Here is a 21,910-nt window from a genome sequence, read left to right on the forward strand (position 1 = left end):
TGGGGGTAATAGCCGGCGCGTGCAGACAGCGCAAAACGGTGCAGAAGACTGCCGGGTCTTCAATCCATCAGGGGCGCGCAGCGCTTGCTGAGGGCGTCGCGCTCGGTGATGGCGTTGCCGGTCAGGGCAAATCCCAGCAGTTTGCCGGCGCCATCCAGGAACTCGGCGCGCACACCGGCAGCGGTTGCTGTGACTTGCCATTCTCCCTGGCTACCGTGCCGCGGCGGGCACACCACGGTGGGGCGCAGAGTTGTTTTCACGGCCACCGGCAGGCTGCCGTAGTGCACCGGGGTCGGTGTTCCGGTGAGGGTCTGCGCCAGGGCGCGGGCGCTCTGGGTAAGCGGGGCGACAAAGTAGAGACTGTGGCCGTCCACCTCGGCACAGTCGCCCAGAGCGAAGATATTGGCGTCGCTGGTGCGCAGTTCCCGGTCGGTGACGATACCGCGGTTGGTGGCGATACCCGCCACGTCAGCGAGGCCGGCGTTCGGTATCAGACCGAGCGCGGCGAGGGCGATGTCCGCGTCGATGATCGTGTCATCCCCGCTTGGGCCACCCCCCAGCTGCGCGCGGATACCGTCAGCGCGGCGGGCAATGGATGCAACGCCAGCGCCGAAGTGGAAGCGCACACCGGCCTGCTCGAGGGTTTGCTGGATATCGCGTCCCGCGGCCTCCGGCAGCAGGTTGGCCAGTGGCCAGGGTTGCAGGTCCACCAGATCCACCTCGTAGCCCGCCTGCACCAGGTCGTTGGCAAATTCGCAGCCGATCAGTCCGGCGCCGATCAGCAGCACGCGTTTGCGGTTGGCGAGAGCGGTGCGGAAGCGGTGGTAATCCCCCAGGGTGTTGACCCGGAACAGGCGCGACAGCCCGTCGCCTGCAATGGCGGGCAGAGGTGCACAGCTGGCACCGGTGGCAAACACTAGGCGGCCATAGCGCACTTCCGAGCGAAGGCCGCCGTTGTCGGAGACCAGGGTCAGCAAGCGGGACTCGCGGTTCACATCGGTCACATGGGTGTGCACCAGAATTTCCGCGTTCAGTTCCCTCGCCATGTCCTCGGCACTGGCGGTGGCCAGTTGCGCCGGTGTCTTGCCGTGGGCGAGGGATGCGGACAGCAGCGGTTTGGAATAGAAAGTGCCGTCGTCGCCAGAGATCAGCAGCAGCGGCGTACGCTGGTCCAGCTTGCGGAATTCCTTCGCCAGGTGATAGCCGGCGAGGCCGGTGCCGATGATGACCAGCGGATCGGTGTCGTCCAGTGCCGGCACTTCCGGAGGTGGCGGCAGTTCTTCTGCTTCCGGCTGGCTCACCAGCACCATGTCGAAGTCTTCCTTACCCACGCCGCACTCGGGGCAGGTCCAGTCGTCGGGGATGTCTTCCCAGCGGGTGCCGGCGGGGATGCCTTCTTCCGGAGCGCCCCGGGACTCGTCGTACACCCAGCCGCACACCATGCACTCCCAGATGCGGCCGGCAGCGGCCTGAGGCTTGGCGGCGGCCGCGGGTTTGCTTTCCACGGCGGTTGTGGCCGCGGCTTTCGGTGCTTTGCTGACGACCGCGAGCATCAGGAATTCGTCTTTACTGGCGCCGCACTCGGGGCAGGTCCAGTCGTCGGGTACATCTTCCCAGCGGGTGCCCGGGGGAATACCGTCGTCCGGCGAGCCCTTGGCCTCGTCGTAAATCCAGCCACAAATCTGGCATTCCCAAACACGAAAATCGGACATGAAAACCTTTTATCTACAAATTGGTGTAAATCGAGAGGCTGGGGAGTGTAGGGAAAAACGGGGGGAAAGTTAACTTGTGGCTAACGCAAACCGGTAGCCACAAGGGAAACGGCTTGAGTCAGTCCTTGGTGGACTGGGCCAGGTTGGTGAGCGCGCGGTGGTAGATGTCCTGAATCTGCGCGGTGTTTTCCACTGTGACCTGCAGATCGTTGACCAGTCCGTTGGACAGGCCATAACACCAGCCGTGGACCGAGAGGTTCTGGCCGCGCTCCCAGGCGTCGCGCACCGGCGTGGTCTGGCACACGTGGATCACCTGTTCCAGCACATTAAGCTCACACAACAGGTCCACCCGGTCCTCTTCCGGGAAGAGTTCGATCAGGGTGTGGTGTTTGTCGCGCACATCCTTGATATGGCGCAGCCAGCTTTCGATCAGTCCCAGGCGGGTGTCTTCCAGCGCTGCGCGCACACCGCCGCAGCCATAGTGGCCTACCACCATGATGTGTTTGACCTGAAGCACCTCCACCGCATACTGCACCACCGACAGGCAGTTCAGGTCGGATGGCACCACCACATTGGCCACGTTGCGGTGTACGAAGAGTTCGCCGGGCAGCAGGTCGACAATCTGGTTGGCGGGCACGCGGCTGTCGGCGCAGCCGATCCACAGGTACTCGGGGGACTGCTGTTCTGAGAGTTTGAGGAAGAAATCGGGCTTTTCCCGGCGGGTGGCTTCGGACCACTCGCGGTTTTTCTGGATCAGGTCATTTAGCTGTGACAAAGCAATCATTCCGTCGTGTGCATTGACCGCGCAGGATAGCGTTTTTGGGCTGGCGCGCCAATGCAGTGCCGCGGCAAATGAAGCGGGGCGGCGGATTCTGTATCGAACGCTGGTATCACATCTGCTAACCTGCCGCGTCATCGGATGTTCGCCAGCCAACCAATCCAGTCGTTCAGTGAAAGGAGAGGCCTGATGGGTCTTCGCAATACCGTGCTCCGCCGCCCGCGCCGTCTGAACAAACACAATGCCACGCTTTCGCGCCGGCGCCTGAAGATGCGCTGGCTGTTGGCCCAGCGCGCCCGTGTGCGCAATTACCGCCGCTTTTTTCACACCCAATGCGAAATTGCCGCGCTCGCCGAGACCAAGCGGCAGGCGGGCGAACAACAGCAATGACTTTCGAAAAACAAGTATTGGAGACAGAGGTTTGACGATTCAGGAAAACGCGCAATTGGAAATGGTGCTGGTGGATTACCGCGATCAGAAACAGGCCGCCGATCTGTTGGCCTTGCTGGATGAGTACGCGCGAGACCCCTTTGGCGGCGGCGAACCACTGCCGGATATCTGCCACCGTGAACTGGTCGAGCGGCTCGCCGCTTTTCCCGGGGCATTTTCCGTCATCGCCTATCGCGGGGAGCAGCCGCTGGGGCTGGCGAACTGTTTTATGGGGTTTTCCACATTCTTGTGCAAACCGCTGGTGAATATCCACGATGTCGTGGTGAGTGACGCGGCGCGCGGGCAGGGTGTGTGCACGCGGCTACTGGAAAAGGTGGCGCAGGAAGCCCGCGAGCGCGGCTGCGCAAAGATTACTCTGGAAGTGCTGGAAAAAAACCACCCCGCCCGCGCCGCCTATCGCAAATGCGGTTTTCGGCCCTATGCACTGGATGAAGAGTACGGGCAGGCGGAGTTCTGGCAGCGCTATCTGTAGCGCTGCCAGAGAATAGATTTAACGGTTCAGCAGACCTTTGATCGCGTGCGGCAGGTCCGCCGGGAAGATGATGTTTTTGGCATTGTCGGACGCGGAGAGATTTTCCAGCGCGCCGATATAGCGCTCGCCCAGCAGATACATCACCGGCAGCTCCTTGTCGCTGATCGCGCGGGTGACGCGCTCGATGGCCTCGCGGCTGGCATCGGCGAGAACGATCTGTGCCTGCGCATCCCGCTTGGAGGCTTCAAGACGGCCGTCCGCTTCCAGGATTGCCGCCTGCTTTTCACCTTCCGCACGGGTCACGGTCGCGCGGCGCTGACGTTCCGCCGCGGCCTGTTCTTCCATCGCCTTCTGCATGGTCGCCGAGGGGTTGATGTCCTGAATCTCAACCGTCTTCAGATTGATGCCCCAGTCCGCGATATCGTCGGAAATGCCTTCCTTAAGCTTCGCCTTGATCAGGTCGCGGGACGACAGCGCCGAGTCCAGTGACATTTCACCGACGATGGAGCGCAGTGCTGTCTGTACCAGATTCTGAATGGCGATCTCGTAATCCTCCACCCCGTACACGGCCTTCTCCGGCGACACGATATTGATATAGGCCACCGCGTTGGCAATGATCGTGGCGTTGTCTTCGGTGATTACCTCCTGGGAGGGAATATCCAGCACGATATCCTTGGTGGTCACCTTGTACGGCACCTGATCCACATAGGGAATAATGATATTCATACCCGGGTTCAGGGTGCTGTGGTATTTGCCCAGCCGCTGCACGATATGTTTGGAGCCCTGGGGCACAATCCGCACACCCATGCCAATGGTGACGATCACCAGAATCACCAGTGCGACTACTACAGATAATCCTTCCACGTTGGTTTCCCCCAAAAATCGGAATCGAAGTTGTTTGATAATGATGGTTTTATAACGGTGGTCAGCGGATTCTCAATGAGGGCTTACCACCAGGGTGTTGCCTGAAATATTGATGACCTTCACCCGCTCGCCAATGGCGATTTCACTGGTGCTCATGAACGACCATTCGTCCTCGCCGAGGATCGGCGCCGGGAAGCGCAGACGGCCGCGGGGTTTGCCGATATTCGATTCGATCACCGACCCCACCTGGCCGGTGAGCGCTTCCATCGCCATGCCGGAGGTGGTACGGTCTTTCCAGTTGGGTTTGATGAATTTCAACCACAGAAATACCAGAGCGGCCGACATTCCCGCCCACAGCAGCAACTGCGCGGCGATGGGCATGCCCACCAGCATCAGCAATACCCCCATGGCAAGTGCGGCGAGTCCGAACCAGAACAGGATAAATCCGGAAACAAAAATTTCCGCGGTGACCAACAACAGCCCGAGAACGAGCCAGTGCCAGTAAGCGATATGCGTATTGAGCCATTCGAGCATGTGGTCCTTCCCCCTGAATATTTTCCTGGCAAGTGTCGCTGTAACAAATTGGTAGCAGCAAACCCGGCGATTATGCCCGAAAGTTGTTCCGCACGGGCATCTCGTGTGTTGATGGCGAAAAGGCGCAGGCTTGGTGTGCCGACTCACGGGGTTCTCCCGTTCAGCAAATATTCAGCTTGGTGATACTGGCATCCTGTGTTCAGACCCAACAAAAAGTTCCCGCAAACGTCATAAATTCGCAGCAAATCTGTATGCCTGTGCAATACTTTTTGTATGCGAAAGCGCAAGAAAACATGCATCAAACTTGTGCGTGTGCACCGATCAAATCACTTTCAGCATCAAGAGAAATCACGGACGAAGATCTTATGCGAATGACTGCTAACCTGGCCCAGGGCCGCTACCAATACAGTTGCGATGGCCGAACCATGCCGGTGCATGATGACTGGCAGCTGGGGCGCGATGCAAAGGGCAATCTGGCGCTGGTCGCCCGGCGGTTGGTGGGCGACGAAGGGCACGGAATGGAAGTGCGTGCGCTGATGGCCGCGGGCCTGGTCACCGAGTGTCGCGTGTTGTGGAAAGATGAAATGGGCGAGGTTAATGCCCGCTATCGTCTCGCTCCCCGCGCCGGCGAGGTACCTGCTATGGGTTCCCCCATCGAGGCGGAGTGGGCCGGTCCCAACGGGTTGCAACAGAGTGTGCTCGACGGCGACAACCGGCTGCTGTTTCCGCTGATGCGGATTTTCATGGGGCCGCTGTTGCTGCGCCTGTGTGATATGGAGTTTGGCGTGGAAGTGGTCGCACCGGATATCGTCGACCCCTCACAGCGCGGTAAATTGTTGGCGCCCCGGGTGAATCACCGTCGCGCGGCCAGTTTGCCCGGCGATGCCAATATCCAGGGCGTTCACGATCTGGGGTCGGATATCCGCGTGTTTTCCTACCTCGGCGACGAAGCGGAGCGCGACGCGCATTGCTTTGTAGACCGGCGCGGCCTGCTGGTGGGGTACGACTGGCCGAGCAGCACCGGGCGCCTGTGGCAGGTGCGCCTGCGGGATCTGGAGTGGTCCCCGGAGCTGGTTTCTCTCTGTTGAGACGAATACGCTTCGGGCACAGATCAGGATCTGACCCGTTGCACAACTCTGGTTAATAAAGCGTGTACACTGGCACTCTGCATCTGTTCAGGAGCGCCTGTTTTGTCTGCATCGCGTCGTTGTTTCCCTCTGATTCTGTTGCTGTTGTGTAGTATCCAAATTCTGCCTCACGCTGCCGCCCAGGTGGTTGAGCCGCCAAATGACGCGTTGCCACAGGAAGCAGAAGGCGGCGCCGACGAACCGGACGTCGAGCTGCTGCAGATGGACGACTCGCTGCAGAGTGAGGAGACGCGCCAGCAGAACTGTCTGCGGGAACAGCTGGTTACCGCACCCGCCAATATCACCCTGGAAGAAATGCGTATTCGCTGCAAACTGGCGGTGATACGCGACAATCCGCAAGCGGAGACCCCGCTGTTTGCCACGGTGCCGGAAGCGGAACCGCTCTCTGAAGGAGAGGTGTTGTTCAGTGAGCGCGCCAAGGCCATTCGCGAAGCGGCAGAAAACCCGTTTACTCTCGCATCCCACAAGGTCAACTACCTGTTGCCCGTCACCTACAACCCGTCGCCCAACAAGGCGGGCCTTGAAGGCGAATTGGTGAACGGCGAGCCCGTCGATCTGGATTCGATAGAGGTGCAATTCCAGCTCTCGGTGCAGGTACCGGTGTGGCGGGGATTTCTGGGTAAGGCGTCGTTCATGAGTGTCGCCTACACCAACCGCTCCTTCTGGCAAGCCTACAACTCCGACGATTCCTCACCGTTTCGCGAGACCAACCACGAGCCGGAGCTGATCATGACCTGGTTGAACGATTGGACAGTGTTCGGCTTCCAGAATGTCGCCAACCAGCTCGCCGTCAACCATCAGTCCAATGGCCGCAGCGAACCTTATTCCCGCAGTTGGAACCGTATTTACGCCAATTTGGTGTTTGAAAAGGACGAGTATTTTCTTGCGTTCAAGCCCTGGTACCGCATTCCCGAAAAGCGCGAAGACGACGACAACCCGGATCTCGAGTTTTACCTGGGACACTTCGAACTCACCGGCGGCGTGGATCTGGGGCAACATGCGGTGTCGATAATGCTGCGCAACAATCTGCGCTCCGACAACAAGGGTGCGGGTGAGCTGCGCTGGAGTTTCCCCATGGGGCGGAGGGTGCGTGGCTACGTGAAGTACTTCAACGGCTACGGCGAGAGCCTGATCGACTACGATGAATCGGTGCAGACCCTGGGGATTGGCTTTGAACTTGCCCGGGGCACCGGAAGCTGAAGCGCCCTGCTGAAAACCTGCAAGGTCCAAGGATGGGATTTGACGACACCTACAAACTGAGCGCCCACGCGGTAATCACCAACGATGCAGGTGAGGTGCTGCAAGTGCGCGCCACCTACGCCGACAAATCCTGGGGGCTGCCCGGCGGCGCACTGGATCTCGGTGAAACCATTCATGAGGCACTGCACCGGGAGTGCCGCGAGGAACTCGGGCGCGACATCGTCATCGACTATCTGAGCGGCGTATATTACCACCGCGTATATAACTCCCACGTGTTCATTTTTCGCGCCCACTTCAAGGGCAATGGCGAAATTCGCCTGTCTTCCGAGCATTCCTCCTACGATTATTTCCCGCTCGTCGAGTTAACCCCGGTACAGCGGGTGCGGGTAGTGGACTGTCTTCAATTCAGCGGTGAGGTGCGCAGCGCAAAATTTTGACTTGCGCTGTATTTGTGATCACAAATCCGATATGGTTCGGGTTTAGTGGAATGAGGGGGCAGATTGCCGCCGGCGCCATCTAGCGCCTTTTCCCTCCTTTTGCTTCCACCTTCTATGCTGAAAGATAAGAAGAAATGTTATGGATCTGGAAGTAACGATGCCTGATCTGGGCAATCTGAGCGAGCAGCGCCAGCCACTGGAATGCCGCGTGGCCCTGGTGAGCAGTGATCGCGAGCTGAGTAACAGTTGGGTGAGTGCGCTGAACGCCACCGCCGCGCAACACGAAAACCCCCTCGGGCTGCGGTTTGAGGCGGTGACCGTGGGGGCAGTGGAGAAACGCCTCCTCAACGAGGACAAGCTGCAGGCACTGATCATCGATGGTGGCAGCAGTCCGGATGAGTTGAAGGATGCGGAACTGCTGGCCGATCGCATGCACGACCTGCGCGCGCAGCTGAATGTCTTCCTGGTGGCGCAAGATTCTTTCTTGAGCGACCAGGGCGGGGCGCCCGCGTCGGTGCGCAAGCGCTTTGACGAGCTGTTCGACCGCCGCGAGGGCAACTTCAACCACATGTTCCGCCTGGTGCAGGCATTCATTGCCCGCCGCGCCTCCACGCCCTTTGCCGATACCCTCAAGGAATACGTGTTTTCCGCCCGCGATGCCTGGCACACCCCCGGCCACTCAGGCGGCGACAGCCTGCGCAACAGCCCGTGGGTGGGGGATTTCTACCGTTTTATGGGTGAACACGTGTTCAATACCGATCTCTCGGTATCGGTGCAGGTGCTCGACAGTCTGCTGGAGCCGCACTCGGTGATCCAGGAGGCGCAGGACCTCGCTGCCCAGGCCTTCGGTGCCGAGCACACTTTCTTTCTAACCAATGGCACATCCACCGCCAACAAGGTGGTTATCCAACAGATCCTCGGCGGCGGCGGCAAGATCATCGTTGACCAGGCCTGCCACAAGTCGGTGCACCACGCCATTGTCATGAACCGCGTGGAGCCGGTCTATCTCAAGTCCACCCTGCACCCGGAATTTGGCATATACGGCCCGGTGCGCCGCGCGGATATCGAACAGGCGCTGGATGACCATCCGGATGCGGGGCTGCTGGTCATCACCTCCTGCACCTACGACGGTCTGCGCTATGACCTGAAACCGATCATCGACTATGCCCACGAGCGCGGTGTGAAGGTGTTGATCGACGAGGCCTGGTATGCCCACGGCTACTTCCACACCGAGCTGCGCCCCACCGCGCTCGAATGCGGGGCTGATTACGTCACCCAGAGTACCCACAAAATGCTGTCCGCTTTTTCCCAGGCGAGCATGATCCATGTGCAGGACCCGGATTTCGATGAATTCCGCTTCCGCGAGAATCTCAATATGTACGCGTCCACCAGTCCGCAGTACTCGATGATTGCGAGCCTGGATGTGGCCCGCAAACAGATGGTGATGGAAGGCTACGGCTGTCTGCGCCACTGCCTGCTCATGGTGGAAACCCTGCGCCGGGAAGTGGACGCCACCGGCGTGTTCCGCGCGCTCACCCGCGAGGACCTGATCCCGGCGCCGCTTGCCAATGACAATATCCGTCTGGACCCCACCAAGGTCACCATCGATGTCAGTGCGAGCGGTTATTCCGGTAAGGAGATCCAGGTAAAACTGTTCGACCAGTTCGGCATTCAGGTGGAAAAAACCACCTACAACACCGTTACCGTGTTGGTGACTCTCGGCAGTACCGAGAGCAAACTGCTGCGTCTGGTGCACGCACTGAAAGAGCTGGCACGCAACCCGCGTCGCCGCAGTCATATCAGCGCGTCGCGTCAGCTGCCGGAGTTCACCCAGCTGAACTGTCTGCCGGCGGATGCCTATTTCGCCGAGACCGAAGAGCTGCCGCTGATGGACAACGGCGTGGTGGCCGAGAAAAAACTGGTGGGACGCACCTGCGCCGATGAAATCGTACCCTATCCACCGGGGATTCCCGTGCTGGTGCCAGGGCAGGAAATTTCCGCGCAGATTGTGCAGTTCCTGCAGCAGCTGTTACAGGGGCAGAACACCACGGAAATTCACGGGTTGATTTTCCGCTCCGACGAGCCAATGTTGCGTGTTGTGAAGAAAAACTAAACTCTCGCGCTGATACCGCTCTCGCTATTTGGCTTCGTATCCTGACCATTTTCCGGGCTCCTCGTTAGAGGAGTCTGTTGATTTATGGTCACCTTTCTCCGCGTTTTATGACGAATCGTCAGCACTCCTGATTTTCTCGCAATCCCCTTGTATTCAATCTTGCGCCAGGCGGTAGGCGCAGCTATAGTTGCGCCCGCTAAACAAGGTGCTAATGATAATGTTTTGCGTTTAGTTGTGCGCATTAGCGCGGGTATGCCGCTCGCACATTCCGGCTTTCTCACACAATTCCATCGGAGCTGATATGTCACTGCGATCACCTGCGGCTGCCCGTTTTCTGGCGGCGTCACTTCTGTTTGTCGGTATTGCCGAGGCCAACGCCGAGCGCGCGGCGCGGCCGGGGGTAAAGGAAAACCTCGAAGAAGTGGTGGTGACCGCCACGGGTCTCTCCAAAGCGAGTTCGGCGACCAAAGCTGGTATTCCCATCATTGAATCGGCGCAGACCGTGTCTGTTATCAGCCGCGAAGAGATCGACCTGCGCGCTGCCTCCACCATCGCCGATGCCCTGTCTTACACTGCCGGTGTGCAGCCCGAGGCGTTCGGTATCGACAGCCGCACCGATGAAATTTCCGTACGCGGTTTTGGTGCCGGTGGCTTCTCTAGCAACAGCAACTTTGTCGATGGCTTGCGCCTGCCGGCCGGTGGCCAGTGGACCCGTTTCGGTTTCGATACCTTTGGCCTGCAGCAGGTGGAGGTACTGAAAGGCCCATCCAGCGTGCTCTACGGCCAGTCTGCGCCGGGCGGTATGGTGAACATGGTGACCAAGCGCGCAGATGGCAACACCACCCGTGAACTGTTGGTTCAGGGCCAGGGTTACACGGACCTGGACAATTTTTCCGGCCGCATCGCTTCCGATTTTGGCGGCAATCTGAATGAAGCCGGCACCGTCAGCGGGCGTCTCGTCACCGTCGCCGAAGACGGCGGCAGTCAGGTGAATGACGTCGACAAGAGCCGCTACTACCTGTCGCCGAGCGTGACCTGGAAACCGAGCGACGCCACTACCTGGACCCTCCTGACCCAGTATCAACGGGACGAGGGCGGCTCCACTTTTCAGTTCCTGCCGGCACTCGGTTCACTGGAGTCGTCTAACGGTCAGTACATCGAAAACGACGCGAATATTGGCGAGCCGGATTGGAACACATTTGACCGCGACCAGTTGCTGGTGGGTTCCTTCCTTGAGCACGATATCAGCGACAGCCTGACCCTACGCAACAATCTGCGCTACACCCACATTGAAACGCTTTATCAGGTCACCGTGCTGTCTGGCAACACCATTGCCGACTGCTCTGCCACGACTTTTGGCGACCAGTGTATCGACGGTCAGACCATCGGCCGCCGCGCCGTGCAGGGTGATGGCGAGAGCGACGGCTATGCCGTCGACACCCAGCTTGAGGGCCGTTTCGATACCGGCAACCTGCAGCACACCGTGCTCGGTGGCGTCGACTACTTCCATACCGAGTGGGAGCACTTCCGCGATCTGGTGAGCCTGCCGGGCCTGCCCCGTGGTCAGGTCGACCCGCTGTGGGACATCTTCAACCCCGAGTCCCGCGGCAGTGGCACCTATGCGGACAATATGAATCCGCAGGTATACAGCGCTGCGGTGAGCAAGCAGAGCGGCGTATACCTGCAGGACCAGATCAGCACCGGCAAGCTGCGTTTCAATATTGGCGGCCGCTACGACTGGACCAACGATACCAGCACCAATCTTCTGACCGGGAGCGAATTTGAGACCGAAGCGGATGCCTTCACCTGGCGCACTGGCGCGGTTTACCTGTTCGACAATGGTTTCGCGCCCTATGTAAGTTACTCGGAATCGTTTCTGCCACAGCTGGTCGATCCGTCCAGCACTTTGAACGGTGTGCTGTTCGACCCGACCACCGGCGAGCAAATCGAGGCGGGGCTCCGTTTCCAGAGTGGCAACAATGTCTATGTAAGCCTGGGTGGTTTCGAGATAACCCAGCAGAACGTGTCCACCCCGGATCCGAACGGCACCCTGTGCGGCAATTCCACCTGCCGCGTACAGACCGGTGAAGCGCAGGTGCGCGGATTAGAGCTGGAAGGCCGCGCGGCGCTCGCGTCCGGCACCACCCTGATCGCCTCGGCCTCGCGCCTGGACGCCGAGGTGACCAAGTCCAACGATCCGATTGTTGGCAACACCATGCCGCAGGTGCCAGACATGCTGGCGTCGCTGTTTATCGACCACCGCATTGAGCAGGGCGCGCTGGCGGGGCTCGGATTCGGCGCCGGCGTGCGCTACACCGGTGAGAGTTTCGGCGACACCAATAACACGCTCGAAATCGGTGATTACACCCTGTTTGACCTGCTGGCCCGCTACGACTTCGGCGTGGCGCGTCCAGAACTGGATGGCGTATCCCTGTCGCTGAATGCGCGCAACCTGAACGATGAGCGCTATGTGGCAACCTGTACCGCCACCGCGGCCTGTTACTACGGCCAGGGCCGCGTGGTGACCGCGCGTCTTCAGTACCGGTGGTAACCCGCAGTAAAAGAAGCCTGACACTGCACCCTCCGTTCTGGCTGTTTAACTTCGTCGGGGATATTGCGAATTAACAAGGGAATAACCCAGTGACAGTGCTACTTCTGAGTTCAGCTGCATTGCTAATCGCGCTCGGTGCGGGACTGTTGTACCTCGCCAGCCCGAATCAACGCGTTTTTTCCGCTGTTCTGCCTGCGCGCCTTCTGTTATGGGCCGGACTGCTAATGCTGGCGCTTGCGCTGGTACTGCTGCTGCAGTATTCCGGCACCGCAACATCGGTATTCATTCTCTTCACCGGCGTGATGTTCACGTGGACCATTCCGCCGATGGTCATTGCTTACCTTCGACACAAGCGGGAGGTGCAATCGTGAGCGCGAAACTGCCCAAAGCACAGCAGCTCTCCAGTGCCAACTGGTTCGGCAAGGTGTGTGCCGGTGTGATTGCCGGTTTTATGCTGACCCTGGCCATATGCGGATTACTGGCCCACTTCGGGCCACTCGACGTGGGGTATTTTTCCGCACAGTCGCAGATCAGCATGTGGCTGATGTCCCCGGTGTGGGGGCTGATCATGAGTTTCTGCTTTCTGTTCCGGAACGGCGTGCACGCCTGGGCCTGGTTGGGTAGTGCCAATGCGGTTCTGTGGGGGCTGCTGTTGGGCAGCCAGTATCTGGTGGGGCAGGGCGGATAATCGAGCAGAGAATCATGAAGATACGTAGCGACATTGTGCGCATGTACCGCGACATCCACAGCTGGGTGGGTATTGTCTGCGGGCTTGCACTGTTCATCGCGTTTTATGCGGGCGCCATCACCATGTTCGAAGCGCCGCTGAAGCGCTGGGCGTCACCGCCGATGCATGTTACCGAGCACACACCGTTGGAGCGAACCCCGGAACTGGTAGAAAAAGTGCTGGCGGAATATCCCAAGGCCGCGCTCAATTACGACATCACACTTGCACCAGACCTGGAGCGGCCGGCCCGCATGAGCTGGAACAGTGGCCCGCGCGGTAGCGGCACCACTTACTACGCAGAACTCGCGCAAGATGGCTCCCTGCTGGTACACAGCGAGGGGCCAAGTGCGGTGGGCCAGTTAGTGGATGACCTGCACCGGCAGATCGGGATTCTGGTGGACCACGATATCGCCATGCCGATCATGGGCATCATTTCGTTTTTGTATTTTATCGCGCTGGTATCCGGTGTAATCGTGCTGCTGCCGACGCTGGTGAAAGACCTGTTCATCTTGCGTATCGGAAAAAATCTGAAACGTATGTGGTTGGACTTTCACAATGCTCTCGGGCTGTTCAGCCTGCCGTTCCACATCATTATGGCGCTGACTGCGGTGGTGTTTGCCTTCCACGATCAGTTCTACGATGCCCAGGGCGCGCTGCTGGCCAAGAATGATCGCATCGCGATGGAGGAGGAGCACGCAGAGCTACACCGCAACCAGGTGCCGCTGAACCCGCAGCAGATCGTGGCGCGTCTGAAAGAACAGTCGCCGGACTTTGAGCCCGTGTATATCAATTATCACTACGAGGAAGACCACGGTGTTGAGATGCGTGTGGCGGGCAGCAACCCCCGTTACGGCATGCGCGGCGCGACGTTCGGTTTTGCCGGCGTCGACGCTTACACCGGCGACCTCACCATGACCGGCTACATGCCCGGTGAGCAGGACGGCTGGTTTGCCACGGTGACCAGTTTCTTTGCACTGCACTTCGGCAACTTCGGTGGCAACCCCGTGCGTTGGGCGTACTTTCTGCTCGGGCTTGCAGGCGCGGTATTGTTCTACACCGGCAACCTGCTGTGGATCGAGACCCATCGCAAAAAGCGCCGCAAAGGGTACGAACATCTTGATGTGCAGCAGACGCGCGCGTCGAAAATTCTGGGTGCGCTGACGGTGGGTATTTCCCTCGGCTGCATCGCCGGCATCTCTTCTACCATTGCCGCCGCCAAGGTGCTGCCACTGTGGACGGATGCTGTGGGCGCATGGCACACCGGGATTTACTATGCCGTATTTTTCCTGTTCAGTGCCTGGGCATTTATTCGCGGTGCCGCGAGGGGGGCGGTGGAGCTACTGTGTGCATCCGCCATCGCGACGCTGCTGATTCCTCTGGTGAGTCTATTTTCGGCCTTTCTCCCCGGTTTTGGTTGGAACCACGGCGGCAGCAGTTATCTGATTGATATCGTGGCTGTCATTGGTGCCGGCAGTTTGGCATTGCTCGCGCGCAAAACCCTGCAGCGGATTCACCGTGCGCCGGAATATAGCATCTGGTATGTGGGCACTGACGAGAGTGCACAGTCGGCCGGAGCAACTGAACCGGAAACTGACGCGGTGAACGTCGCTTCCAGCCCGACCTGATGGAACGACGGTATCGAGGCTGAAACGAAAAAAGCTGCGCTCGGATGAACACAGCTTTTTTGAAAGAATATCGAGCTCGGGCATTACCTGCGCCGATTGGACTTCTACTGCTTCGCCAGTACCCGCACAGGTTGCTCCGCAAAAAACGGAAGCTGGCTGGCGGGATCGATCATCTCACCGTTCTGACGCAGCTCCCAGTGCAGGTGTGGGCCTGTGGCTTTGCCGGTGCTACGCACCAGACCGAGGATCTGCCCCTGATTTCGCTGAACTCGGCTCGGCCTAAGTCTCAGTTTTTGCTATCGGAGCCGCTGTGCTCTCCAACCGCGTAGCGGATGCCTCCGAGAATATGCTGCAGAAATAGCGGGTCCCGATAGCTCTCCCCGGTATGTCCGCCGGCGGTATAGAAAGCGCGCCCGCCGTCGTACTCGTGATACCAGGCGATGGGGTGATTCTCCCCGTTCTCTCCGCCCTCATAGGTGGACTCGTCGAGCTTCATTAACACCCGGATATCCGGGTTCACGGATTTGAAGTTGTACCACTCGTCAAAGCGCCGCCAGCGGTTGCCCTCCAGCTCTGCCTGTAAAAAACCGGTGGCCGGGTGCTCGAAATCCACCACCACCTTCTCCGCTTCCTGCTGTTGCGGATGGTTGGCAAAATAGGCTCCCACCAGCTTGTTGTACCAGGGCCACTCGTATTCCGTGTCCGTGGCGGCGTGAATTCCCACAAAGCCGCCGCCGGAACGGATGTAGTGCTCGAAGGCCCTGCGCTGGCTGTTACTGAAAATATTGCCGGTGGTATTCAGAAATACCACCGCGTCGTAGCCAGCCAGTGTGTCGCTGTCGAAGAGCGCCGCGTTCTCCGAGATGTCCACCGCCAGCCCTTCTTCCAGCCCCAATTCCAGCAGGGCCTTTTTGCCATCGATAATGGACTCATGGCGCCAGCCATTGGTTTTGGAAAAGACCAGGATTCGTTTTTCTTCCGCGGTTTCTGCGGCCTGCGCAAAGGCGGGTGACAGCAGAGCGCCGATGGCCAGGGCGACGGCAGAGGGGGAGAGCCATTTATTTTTATTCGGCATTTTGGTTTCCTTGGGGCTTTCATTGCGTTCAGTAGCGCAGTCTCTCAGAATAGGGCCTTGAATTGAACATGCCTCGGGAGAAGGGTGCTTTGTGAGCCGTCGCCCGTTACAACGCTTCTGCTGGCTGGCCCTGGCCTGGTCTTCCCTGGGCCTGGCGGTGGCTGGCGCCGTCTTGCCTCTGCTGCCCACAACACCATTTCTGTTGCTGTCGGCCTGGGCCGCGGCTAAAGGTTCTCCGCGGCTGGCTCACTGGCTGGAGGAGCACCCCCGATTCGGACCGCTTCTGCACGCCTGGCGCACCCAGGGGGCTGTACCTCTCTCGGCCAAGATAACGGCGTTGGGGTTGATGGTGTTTAGCTGGCTGACGCTCTTCTGGCTCGGAGCGGGCTGGATACTGCTGGCCATGCTCGGCCTGCTGTTTGCCACCGTGGGCACCTGGCTCGCAACCCGCCCGCTGCCGGGAGAGTGAAGATCCCGCTCGTCCTTTACGATAATGTCAGGGGCCAATTAGGGCCTGAGTCACGGCTCCATTTAAACTTGCCAACTTGAAGGCAGAAGCCTTGAACAATCATGTTTAAACAGTTGTCGACATTCACCTCTCGAATAGCCTCTTTACATCGACACAGGTTACTCAGCTATGGAGCCGGGGATGTGGTCGCGCCCATGGTGGCTTGGGGCCTGTACCTGCTTGCCCTGACCTGCTACTGCCTGGTTTACAAGCAAGTCCTTTTGTCCAGCCCTGTCAACTGGGTGGTGGCCTGGGATACCCTGGGTTGGGCTTGCCGGGAATGGGGGGCGTGGTTGATTCTCACCCCTGTAGCGCTCAGGTTCTTGCGACGCTACACCCATGTCGGTGACAAGTCGGTCGAGCCGTGGCTGGGGGTGACGGCGCTGCTAGTTGTTGCCCTGCTGATCAGAATCAGTCTCGATCTGATGGCCAAGACAGGAGACGAAATCGCCAGTCTGGTCATTCTGTTTCCACGCTATCTGGTGGCGTCTTTGGTGGTGCTGCTGGTGTGGCGCTTCTACCTTTGCCCCAAGGCTGTCCGGCGGACTTCGACAACGCCGGACGCAGGCGAGGCCACCGCACCGGAACAGTGCCCAGAGTCTATCCTGGTAAACAAAGGCAGCGGCCAAACTCTGCTGCCCATTAAACAGATCCAGTGGTTAAGCGCATCCGGCAACTATGTGGAAGTGCATTGCGAAGAAGCGAGTTATCTGGTTCGTTCAACCATGCAGCAATTACAACAAAAGCTGCCGGCGGACAGCTTCCTGCGCATTCACCGCTCTTATATCGTCAATCGGGAGGCCATCAGCCAGATCACCGCGCGATCATCCGGAGGTGGTGAGGTTCTGTTGAACAACGGGAAAACACTGGCCCTGAGCAAGAAGTTCCGCCGGGAATTGCAGCAGTTCAAGCTTCAGTAACGGGCTTTTCGGCATGCGCTTCCGCCGCCTGTCTGATGGCCTTTCGAATACGGGTATAGGTGCCGCAACGGCAGATATTGGTCATGTTGTCGGAAATTTGCTGGTCTGTCGGCTGATTGATGCGCTCCAGCAGCGAAACTGCCGCCATGATCTGTCCGGCCTGGCAATAGCCGCACTGAGGGACGTCCTGATCCAGCCAGGCCTGTTGCACCGGATGTAACTGCCCTGTGGGCGCCAAGCCTTCGATGGTGCGGATCTGGCTGCCCTGCAACTGCCCGACGGGTAACAGGCATGAGCGTACTGCGGTGCCGTTAATATGTACTGTACAGGCACCGCACTGGCCTATGCCGCAGCCGAACTTACTGCCGGTCAAACGCAATTTTTCGCGAAGAAACCAAAGTAACGGCATCTCCTCTTCGCCCGGGCTCACTTCGACCTCTTGCTGGTTCACGGAAAAGTGAATGGCCATAGTTAAATCCTGATGTGCTCTGAAAATGGCATGCGGCGCAAACGCAGGCCGCTGGCGGCAAAAATGGCGTTGGCCAGGGCCGCCGGCGCGGGTGGGACGGGGGGCTCGCCCACACCAGTGGGTTCCCTGTCGCTTTCGATGATTTCTGTTTCTATCTCAAGTGGCGTTTCCCCCATACGCATCCAGCGCAACTGGCCAAAATTGCGGGTCTGCACCTGGCTGTCTTCGATGACGGCTTCATTGAACAGTGCGGCATTCAAACCGTCGATAAGGCCCCCTTCCATTTGCGCGCGGATATGGTTGGGGTTGACCGCAAAGCCGCAGTCAATAGCACCCCAGGCCTTTTGCAGGGAAAGCTGTTTGTTGTCATCCACATGCACCTGCAGCACAAAGGCCACATAGGTGCCGAAGGTAACGTGCCCGGCGATGCCCAGCCCTTCTCCCTTTTCCAGCTTCCGCCCCCAGCCCGCCATTTCGGCGGCGGAGCGGTAGCAGCGGGCCATACGCCCCGAGTCAAGGTGGTCGGCGGCCCAGTAATCAATGGGGTGGGCTTTGGCCGGTTCCATCAGGGCCAGCCGGAACGCCAGTGGGTCGGCAGCGGCCGCATGGGCCAGCTCATCCAGCATGGATTCAATGGCAAAGGCCTGCTGCATTTGTCGTGGCCCGCGCCAGGTTCCCAGGGGAAACGGCTCGTTTCCAGCCAGGCTTTCTATCCGGCAATCTCTGACCAGGTGTGCGGGAAAATTGTGGGATTCCGCCTCACCGGCGGTTTGCGCGTGGCGCATATGCCAGCCGTGAATCCGCCCCTGTTTCACGCCGGCGCGTATCTGCACAGCCGCCGCGGGGGCGAAGAAGTCCCGTTCCATATCGTTTTCACGGGTCCAGATCACCTGGACCGGCTGGCCGACTTCGTGGCTGAGCCAGATGGCCTCGCGCAGATAATCCGCCTCGCCTTTGCGGCCGAAGCCACCGCCCATGCGCTTGTTGATGACCTCCACCTTGAGAGCGTCTATGCCGGCGATCTCCTCCACCGCCAGTGCCGCCGCGTGGGGCCATTGGTGGCCCACCACTACGGTGGCGCTGTCCTTGCGCACGTCGGCGATGCAATTGAGGGGCTCCATGCACGCGTGGGCGAGAAAGGAGCGCTCATAGCAGTGTTCCAGGACTTTATCGGCCTGCTGCAACGCCCGCGTCACCTCGCCGTCGTCCCGCAGGTGTTTGCCCGGTTGATCGGACCGTGCCAGGGCCTTGAGGGTTTCCCTGTGCGCCTTTGAGTTCAATCCCGCGTATTGAGGGGTATCTTTCCAGGTTGTTTTCAGTACGTCTTTGCCCCGCATGGCGGCCCAGAAGCTGTCCGCGAGCACGGCGACACCGGCGGCGCGCAACTGGGTTTCTCCGTCGGGCCAATGGGGGCCACTTTCGTGTGGCATTTCCACAACCTGCCTGACGCCGGGCACCGCCAGGGCGGCCTTTTTGTCATAGCTGGCAATTTGTGCCCCCATAGCCGGAGCCCTGTCTATGGCCACCTGTAGGGCATTGGCGTAATTCTCATCTATACCAAACAGAGGCGCGCCGGTGACGATGTCCCTGGCGTCGATGGCCGGCTGGTTTTTGCCCATGATATGAAACTGGGCGGGCTGCTTGAGCTTCAGATGATTGGTATCCACCTGCCGGCGCGCGGCCTTTTCGGCCAGATCCCCGTAGCTGAATTTACGACCGGTGGGGGTGTCGATTATCTGACTCAGTCTGGCCGTCAGCCGTTCCGGGCTGCAATCCCACCGCTCCGCCGCCTCTTCTATCATCATGCGTCTGATCGTCGCGCCGGCGGTGCGCAGGTAGGTCCAGTTGTTTTTCAGCGTCTGGCTTCCCCCTGTGCCTACTTGCGCGTGGTCGTAGACCAGGTCTCCCTTCCGGTTGCGTGTCAGGTAGGTGGGCATATTGAGGTCGAAGCGGATCAGGGACCAGTCCAGATCCATTTCATCCGCCAGTATCATCGGCCCCGCAGTGCGCATGAACTGCCCCATCTCCATAATGGGGGATTGCATGACGACGGTATTGTCCCTGTTGATGCTGACATACACACACCACTGGGGAGAGACCGGCTGTTGCGCACTACTGCTTCGGGCGCGCAGGGGCAGGGTGACGGAAACCAGCATGGCGCCGGCTGACAGTGCCGATATTTTTAGGAAATGACGTCTGTGCGGGTTCTGCATACTCGCTCACCTGACAGGAAGGGGGGATTGGTTGGCCTGTTGAGAGTGGCTACAGCCTATAAAATCCTGGCAATTGGGATAAAGGACTGTGGGACAAGTGGACGAAATCCGTGTTGAAGGCGCGGGGAGGATCACCCAGGTGGTTTTAGGCGTCTAGTCGGCATCTGCACCCATCGGGGGAAGCGGTGCCCCCATGAGGGGGCTTGCGAAAGGAGGTCTAGGCAGAAAGGGGATTGCCCCGCTCGATGATGGTTTTCACATCCACGCCCACCGGCAGGGTACCGGTATTGCCGACGCCCTGCGCACCGAGGCGCGAGGCGATAAAACCTTCCGCCACGGCGCTGTTGCCGGATTGCATCAGAAGGTGGCTCTGCATGGTCAGTGCGAGCTGGTCGACGATATGCCGCGCGCGGAATTCGATATCGTTGAAGTCGGCCAGCTGGTTTTTCAGTTGCGCGATAGCGCGGTCGTAGCGGAGGTCGCTGCCCTTGCTCTGTTCCAGTTCGTCGAACCAGTTGCCGAGCACTTCCGGGGTTTTGGTGATGGCGCGCAGCACGTCGAGCGCCTGGATGTTGCCGGAACCTTCCCAGATCGCATTGATTGGCGCATCGCGGTATAGCCGCGCAGTGATGAAGTTTTCGATCACGCCGTTGCCACCGAGGCATTCCATCGCCTCATAGGCGTGGTGCGGAGTGCGCTTGCAGATCCAGTATTTGCCCACTGCGGTGCCGAGGCGCATCAGCAGCTTCTGCCGCTCGCTATCCAGATGGTCCATGGCTTGGGCCATGCGCATGGTCATCGCGATGGAACCCTCTACTTCGAGTTGTAAATCGGCGAGCACGTTCTGCATCAGCGGCTGATCGATCAGAGCTTTGCCAAAGGCGCTGCGGTTTGCGGCGTGGTAGATCGCCTGCACCACCGCCTGGCGCTGGCCGCCACTGGAGCCGATCATGCAGTCGAAGCGGGTGGCGGAGACCATTTCGATAATCGCCGGTACACCGCGACCCTCTTCGCCTACCAGCCAGCCCAACGCGCCGCGCAGTTCGATTTCTGACGAGGCGTTGGAGACATTGCCGGCCTTGTTCTTGAGCCGCTGCACCTGGATTGGGTTTTTCGCGCCGTCCGGGCGCCAGCGAGGTACCAGGAAGCAACTAAGGCCGGCGTCTGTCTGCGCCAGCATCAGAAAGGCATCGCACATGGGTGCAGAGGTAAACCACTTGTGGCCGACAAGCTCATAACTGCCATCGCCAAGCGCTGTGGCGGTGGTGGTGTTGGCGCGCACATCAGAGCCGCCCTGTTTCTCGGTCATACCCATGCCGATGGTGAGGGCCGATTTCTCGGTGTGCGGGCGGTTGCTGGGGTCGTAGCCGCGATCGGTGATTTTGGGCAACCACTCCTTCGCCAGCGACGGCGTCAGTTTGATTGAAGGCACTGAGGCAAAGGTCATGGTTACCGGGCAGCCGTGGCCGGACTCCACCTGGCTGTGCAGATAGTATTTGGCCGCGCGCACCACGTGGGCGCCGGGTTTGGGATCGGTCCAGGGCGCGGAGTGCAGCCCTTCACTCATGGCCAGCTGCATCAGCTGGTGGTAGGCGGGATGGTAGTTGACCTGATCGACGCGGTTGCCCACGCGATCGTGGGGTTCGAACTCCGGTTTGTAGTGATTGGCCTGGAATCCGCGTTCGATCCACTCCGGCCGGCCGCAGATCTCGCCATAGCGCTGCAGGTCGTCTTCACCCCAGTGGCCGCCGTTGCGGGCGACGGCGTCCCTGAGTGCGGCATCGCCGGCGTAGAGATTGTGGCCGTGCAGTGGCTTGGGCTGGTTGAGTACCGTGTGGGTACTGGCGAGGTCTGAAGGCGCTTGAGGTGCACTCATGGATCTCTCTCCGTATTGTTTTTTGCAGGCCGCAGGGCACAAGCATAGCCAGCGCGCGTGGCGTTGCGGGATATCCTAGAGGTTTGCGCCCGGTGGGGCTTGTCTTGCGGCGCCGGATTGATTGGCCACTTGCGCCAGATTTGTAAGGCACCGATCTGGCCGCAGGCCGACACATCGTCTTCGCGGTCATGCAAAGGGCTGTTCTGGCGGTGGAATCCGGTGTAAAACGCGCTCTCCC

21 protein-coding genes are annotated in these 21,910 nt (G+C 59.6%); 12 read left to right on the forward strand and 9 right to left on the reverse strand.

The window, feature by feature from the left end:
- Nucleotides 1-59: 59 nt before the first annotated feature.
- Nucleotides 60-1,712 (reverse strand): FAD-dependent oxidoreductase, encoded by a 1,653-nt coding sequence (locus GNX18_RS01100; RefSeq protein ID WP_166214910.1) that lies wholly within the window; start codon nt 1,710-1,712, stop codon nt 60-62.
- A 118-nt stretch (nt 1,713-1,830) separates the two neighbouring features.
- Nucleotides 1,831-2,487, reverse strand: a complete 657-nt coding sequence (can, locus tag GNX18_RS01105) for a carbonate dehydratase (RefSeq protein ID WP_205828028.1) — start codon at nt 2,485-2,487, stop codon at nt 1,831-1,833.
- 192 nt (nt 2,488-2,679) lie between these two features.
- Between can and GNX18_RS01110 the strand changes: the two genes are divergently transcribed.
- Nucleotides 2,680-2,880 carry a hypothetical protein gene (locus tag GNX18_RS01110; RefSeq protein WP_138235946.1) on the forward strand — a complete coding sequence of 67 codons (201 nt, stop codon included), beginning with the start codon at nt 2,680-2,682 and terminating at the stop codon, nt 2,878-2,880.
- 31 nt (nt 2,881-2,911) lie between these two features.
- Nucleotides 2,912-3,412 (forward strand): GNAT family N-acetyltransferase, encoded by a 501-nt coding sequence (locus GNX18_RS01115; RefSeq protein WP_240914142.1) that lies wholly within the window; start codon nt 2,912-2,914, stop codon nt 3,410-3,412.
- An 18-nt stretch (nt 3,413-3,430) separates the two neighbouring features.
- On the opposite strand, the gene GNX18_RS01120 is transcribed toward GNX18_RS01115, so the two are convergent.
- The gene (locus GNX18_RS01120; RefSeq protein ID WP_138235947.1) at nt 3,431-4,276 is read right to left on the reverse strand and encodes an SPFH domain-containing protein; all 846 of its coding nucleotides are present in this window, start codon (nt 4,274-4,276) and stop codon (nt 3,431-3,433) included.
- Between the two features lie 72 nt (nt 4,277-4,348).
- Entirely contained in the window at nt 4,349-4,810 is a 462-nt protein-coding gene (locus GNX18_RS01125) for an NfeD family protein (RefSeq protein WP_166214914.1), read from the reverse strand.
- A gap of 365 nt (nt 4,811-5,175) precedes the next feature.
- On the opposite strand from GNX18_RS01125, the gene GNX18_RS01130 reads away from it, so the two are divergent.
- The 8 genes from GNX18_RS01130 (at nt 5,176) to GNX18_RS01165 (ending at nt 14,611) form a co-directional block, all read left to right on the forward strand.
- Complete coding sequence (locus GNX18_RS01130; RefSeq protein ID WP_240914143.1) at nt 5,176-5,898, forward strand: hypothetical protein; 723 nt, start codon at nt 5,176-5,178, stop codon at nt 5,896-5,898.
- A gap of 102 nt (nt 5,899-6,000) precedes the next feature.
- Complete coding sequence (locus GNX18_RS01135; RefSeq protein ID WP_240914144.1) at nt 6,001-7,158, forward strand: phospholipase A; 1,158 nt, start codon at nt 6,001-6,003, stop codon at nt 7,156-7,158.
- A 32-nt stretch (nt 7,159-7,190) separates the two neighbouring features.
- Nucleotides 7,191-7,595, forward strand: a complete 405-nt coding sequence (locus GNX18_RS01140; protein ID WP_166214916.1) for an NUDIX hydrolase — start codon at nt 7,191-7,193, stop codon at nt 7,593-7,595.
- A gap of 139 nt (nt 7,596-7,734) precedes the next feature.
- The gene (locus GNX18_RS01145; RefSeq protein WP_166214918.1) at nt 7,735-9,708 is read left to right on the forward strand and encodes an aminotransferase class I/II-fold pyridoxal phosphate-dependent enzyme; all 1,974 of its coding nucleotides are present in this window, start codon (nt 7,735-7,737) and stop codon (nt 9,706-9,708) included.
- Between the two features lie 301 nt (nt 9,709-10,009).
- Nucleotides 10,010-12,259 carry a TonB-dependent siderophore receptor gene (locus tag GNX18_RS01150; RefSeq protein ID WP_166214920.1) on the forward strand — a complete coding sequence of 750 codons (2,250 nt, stop codon included), beginning with the start codon at nt 10,010-10,012 and terminating at the stop codon, nt 12,257-12,259.
- A gap of 89 nt (nt 12,260-12,348) precedes the next feature.
- Entirely contained in the window at nt 12,349-12,630 is a 282-nt protein-coding gene (locus tag GNX18_RS01155) for a hypothetical protein (RefSeq protein ID WP_166214922.1), read from the forward strand.
- Entirely contained in the window at nt 12,627-12,947 is a 321-nt protein-coding gene (locus tag GNX18_RS01160; RefSeq protein ID WP_205828029.1) for a hypothetical protein, read from the forward strand. The genes GNX18_RS01155 and GNX18_RS01160 overlap by 4 nt, the downstream gene beginning before the upstream one ends.
- Before the next feature lie 14 nt (nt 12,948-12,961).
- Nucleotides 12,962-14,611, forward strand: coding sequence for a PepSY domain-containing protein (locus GNX18_RS01165; protein ID WP_166214924.1), 1,650 nt, complete (start codon nt 12,962-12,964; stop codon nt 14,609-14,611).
- Between the two features lie 104 nt (nt 14,612-14,715).
- Here GNX18_RS01165 and GNX18_RS01170 read toward each other — a convergent pair whose 3' ends face one another.
- Together GNX18_RS01170 and GNX18_RS01175 are read right to left on the reverse strand one after the other, a co-directional pair.
- On the reverse strand, nt 14,716-14,901 hold the full coding sequence (locus GNX18_RS01170) for a M23 family metallopeptidase (protein WP_166220263.1): 186 nt from the start codon (nt 14,899-14,901) through the stop codon (nt 14,716-14,718).
- Complete coding sequence (locus tag GNX18_RS01175) at nt 14,898-15,686, reverse strand: ThuA domain-containing protein (RefSeq protein WP_166214926.1); 789 nt, start codon at nt 15,684-15,686, stop codon at nt 14,898-14,900. Before GNX18_RS01175 ends, GNX18_RS01170 begins: the two co-directional genes overlap by 4 nt.
- 91 nt (nt 15,687-15,777) lie before the next feature.
- Here GNX18_RS01175 and GNX18_RS01180 point away from each other — a divergent pair, with 91 nt between their 5' ends.
- Nucleotides 15,778-16,155, forward strand: a complete 378-nt coding sequence (locus tag GNX18_RS01180) for a YbaN family protein (RefSeq protein WP_166214928.1) — start codon at nt 15,778-15,780, stop codon at nt 16,153-16,155.
- Between the two features lie 182 nt (nt 16,156-16,337).
- Complete coding sequence (locus tag GNX18_RS01185; protein ID WP_166214930.1) at nt 16,338-17,114, forward strand: LytTR family DNA-binding domain-containing protein; 777 nt, start codon at nt 16,338-16,340, stop codon at nt 17,112-17,114.
- On the opposite strand, the gene GNX18_RS01190 is transcribed toward GNX18_RS01185, so the two are convergent.
- The 3 genes from GNX18_RS01190 to GNX18_RS01200 form a co-directional block, all read right to left on the reverse strand.
- On the reverse strand, nt 17,101-17,583 hold the full coding sequence (locus GNX18_RS01190) for a (2Fe-2S)-binding protein (RefSeq protein WP_166214932.1): 483 nt from the start codon (nt 17,581-17,583) through the stop codon (nt 17,101-17,103). The genes GNX18_RS01185 and GNX18_RS01190 overlap by 14 nt on opposite strands.
- A 2-nt stretch (nt 17,584-17,585) precedes the next feature.
- A complete protein-coding gene (locus GNX18_RS01195) occupies nt 17,586-19,796 on the reverse strand; it encodes a xanthine dehydrogenase family protein molybdopterin-binding subunit (protein WP_166214934.1) in 2,211 nt (736 codons plus the stop codon).
- 217 nt (nt 19,797-20,013) lie between these two features.
- Nucleotides 20,014-21,672: an acyl-CoA dehydrogenase family protein gene (locus tag GNX18_RS01200; protein ID WP_166214935.1), complete on the reverse strand. Its 1,659-nt coding sequence runs from the start codon at nt 21,670-21,672 to the stop codon at nt 20,014-20,016.
- Nucleotides 21,673-21,910: the final 238 nt, after the last annotated feature.

Source organism: Microbulbifer sp. SH-1, from assembly GCF_011326135.1.
Classification (GTDB): Bacteria; Pseudomonadota; Gammaproteobacteria; order Pseudomonadales; family Cellvibrionaceae; genus Microbulbifer; species Microbulbifer harenosus.

What these genes read in the sequence shown, in the direction of transcription:
- GNX18_RS01125 (WP_166214914.1), bottom strand. Translation starts at nt 4,810, where the DNA reads ATGCTCGAATGGCTCAATACGCATATCGCTTACTGGCACTGGCTCGTT.
- GNX18_RS01145 (WP_166214918.1), top strand. Translation starts at nt 7,735, where the DNA reads ATGGATCTGGAAGTAACGATGCCTGATCTGGGCAATCTGAGCGAGCAG.
- GNX18_RS01130 (WP_240914143.1), top strand. Translation starts at nt 5,176, where the DNA reads ATGCGAATGACTGCTAACCTGGCCCAGGGCCGCTACCAATACAGTTGC.
- GNX18_RS01150 (WP_166214920.1), top strand. Translation starts at nt 10,010, where the DNA reads ATGTCACTGCGATCACCTGCGGCTGCCCGTTTTCTGGCGGCGTCACTT.
- GNX18_RS01175 (WP_166214926.1), bottom strand. Translation starts at nt 15,686, where the DNA reads ATGCCGAATAAAAATAAATGGCTCTCCCCCTCTGCCGTCGCCCTGGCC.
- GNX18_RS01140 (WP_166214916.1), top strand. Translation starts at nt 7,191, where the DNA reads ATGGGATTTGACGACACCTACAAACTGAGCGCCCACGCGGTAATCACC.
- GNX18_RS01195 (WP_166214934.1), bottom strand. Translation starts at nt 19,796, where the DNA reads ATGCAGAACCCGCACAGACGTCATTTCCTAAAAATATCGGCACTGTCA.
- GNX18_RS01100 (WP_166214910.1), bottom strand. Translation starts at nt 1,712, where the DNA reads ATGTCCGATTTTCGTGTTTGGGAATGCCAGATTTGTGGCTGGATTTAC.
- GNX18_RS01165 (WP_166214924.1), top strand. Translation starts at nt 12,962, where the DNA reads ATGAAGATACGTAGCGACATTGTGCGCATGTACCGCGACATCCACAGC.
- GNX18_RS01190 (WP_166214932.1), bottom strand. Translation starts at nt 17,583, where the DNA reads ATGGCCATTCACTTTTCCGTGAACCAGCAAGAGGTCGAAGTGAGCCCG.
- GNX18_RS01110 (WP_138235946.1), top strand. Translation starts at nt 2,680, where the DNA reads ATGGGTCTTCGCAATACCGTGCTCCGCCGCCCGCGCCGTCTGAACAAA.
- GNX18_RS01200 (WP_166214935.1), bottom strand. Translation starts at nt 21,672, where the DNA reads ATGAGTGCACCTCAAGCGCCTTCAGACCTCGCCAGTACCCACACGGTA.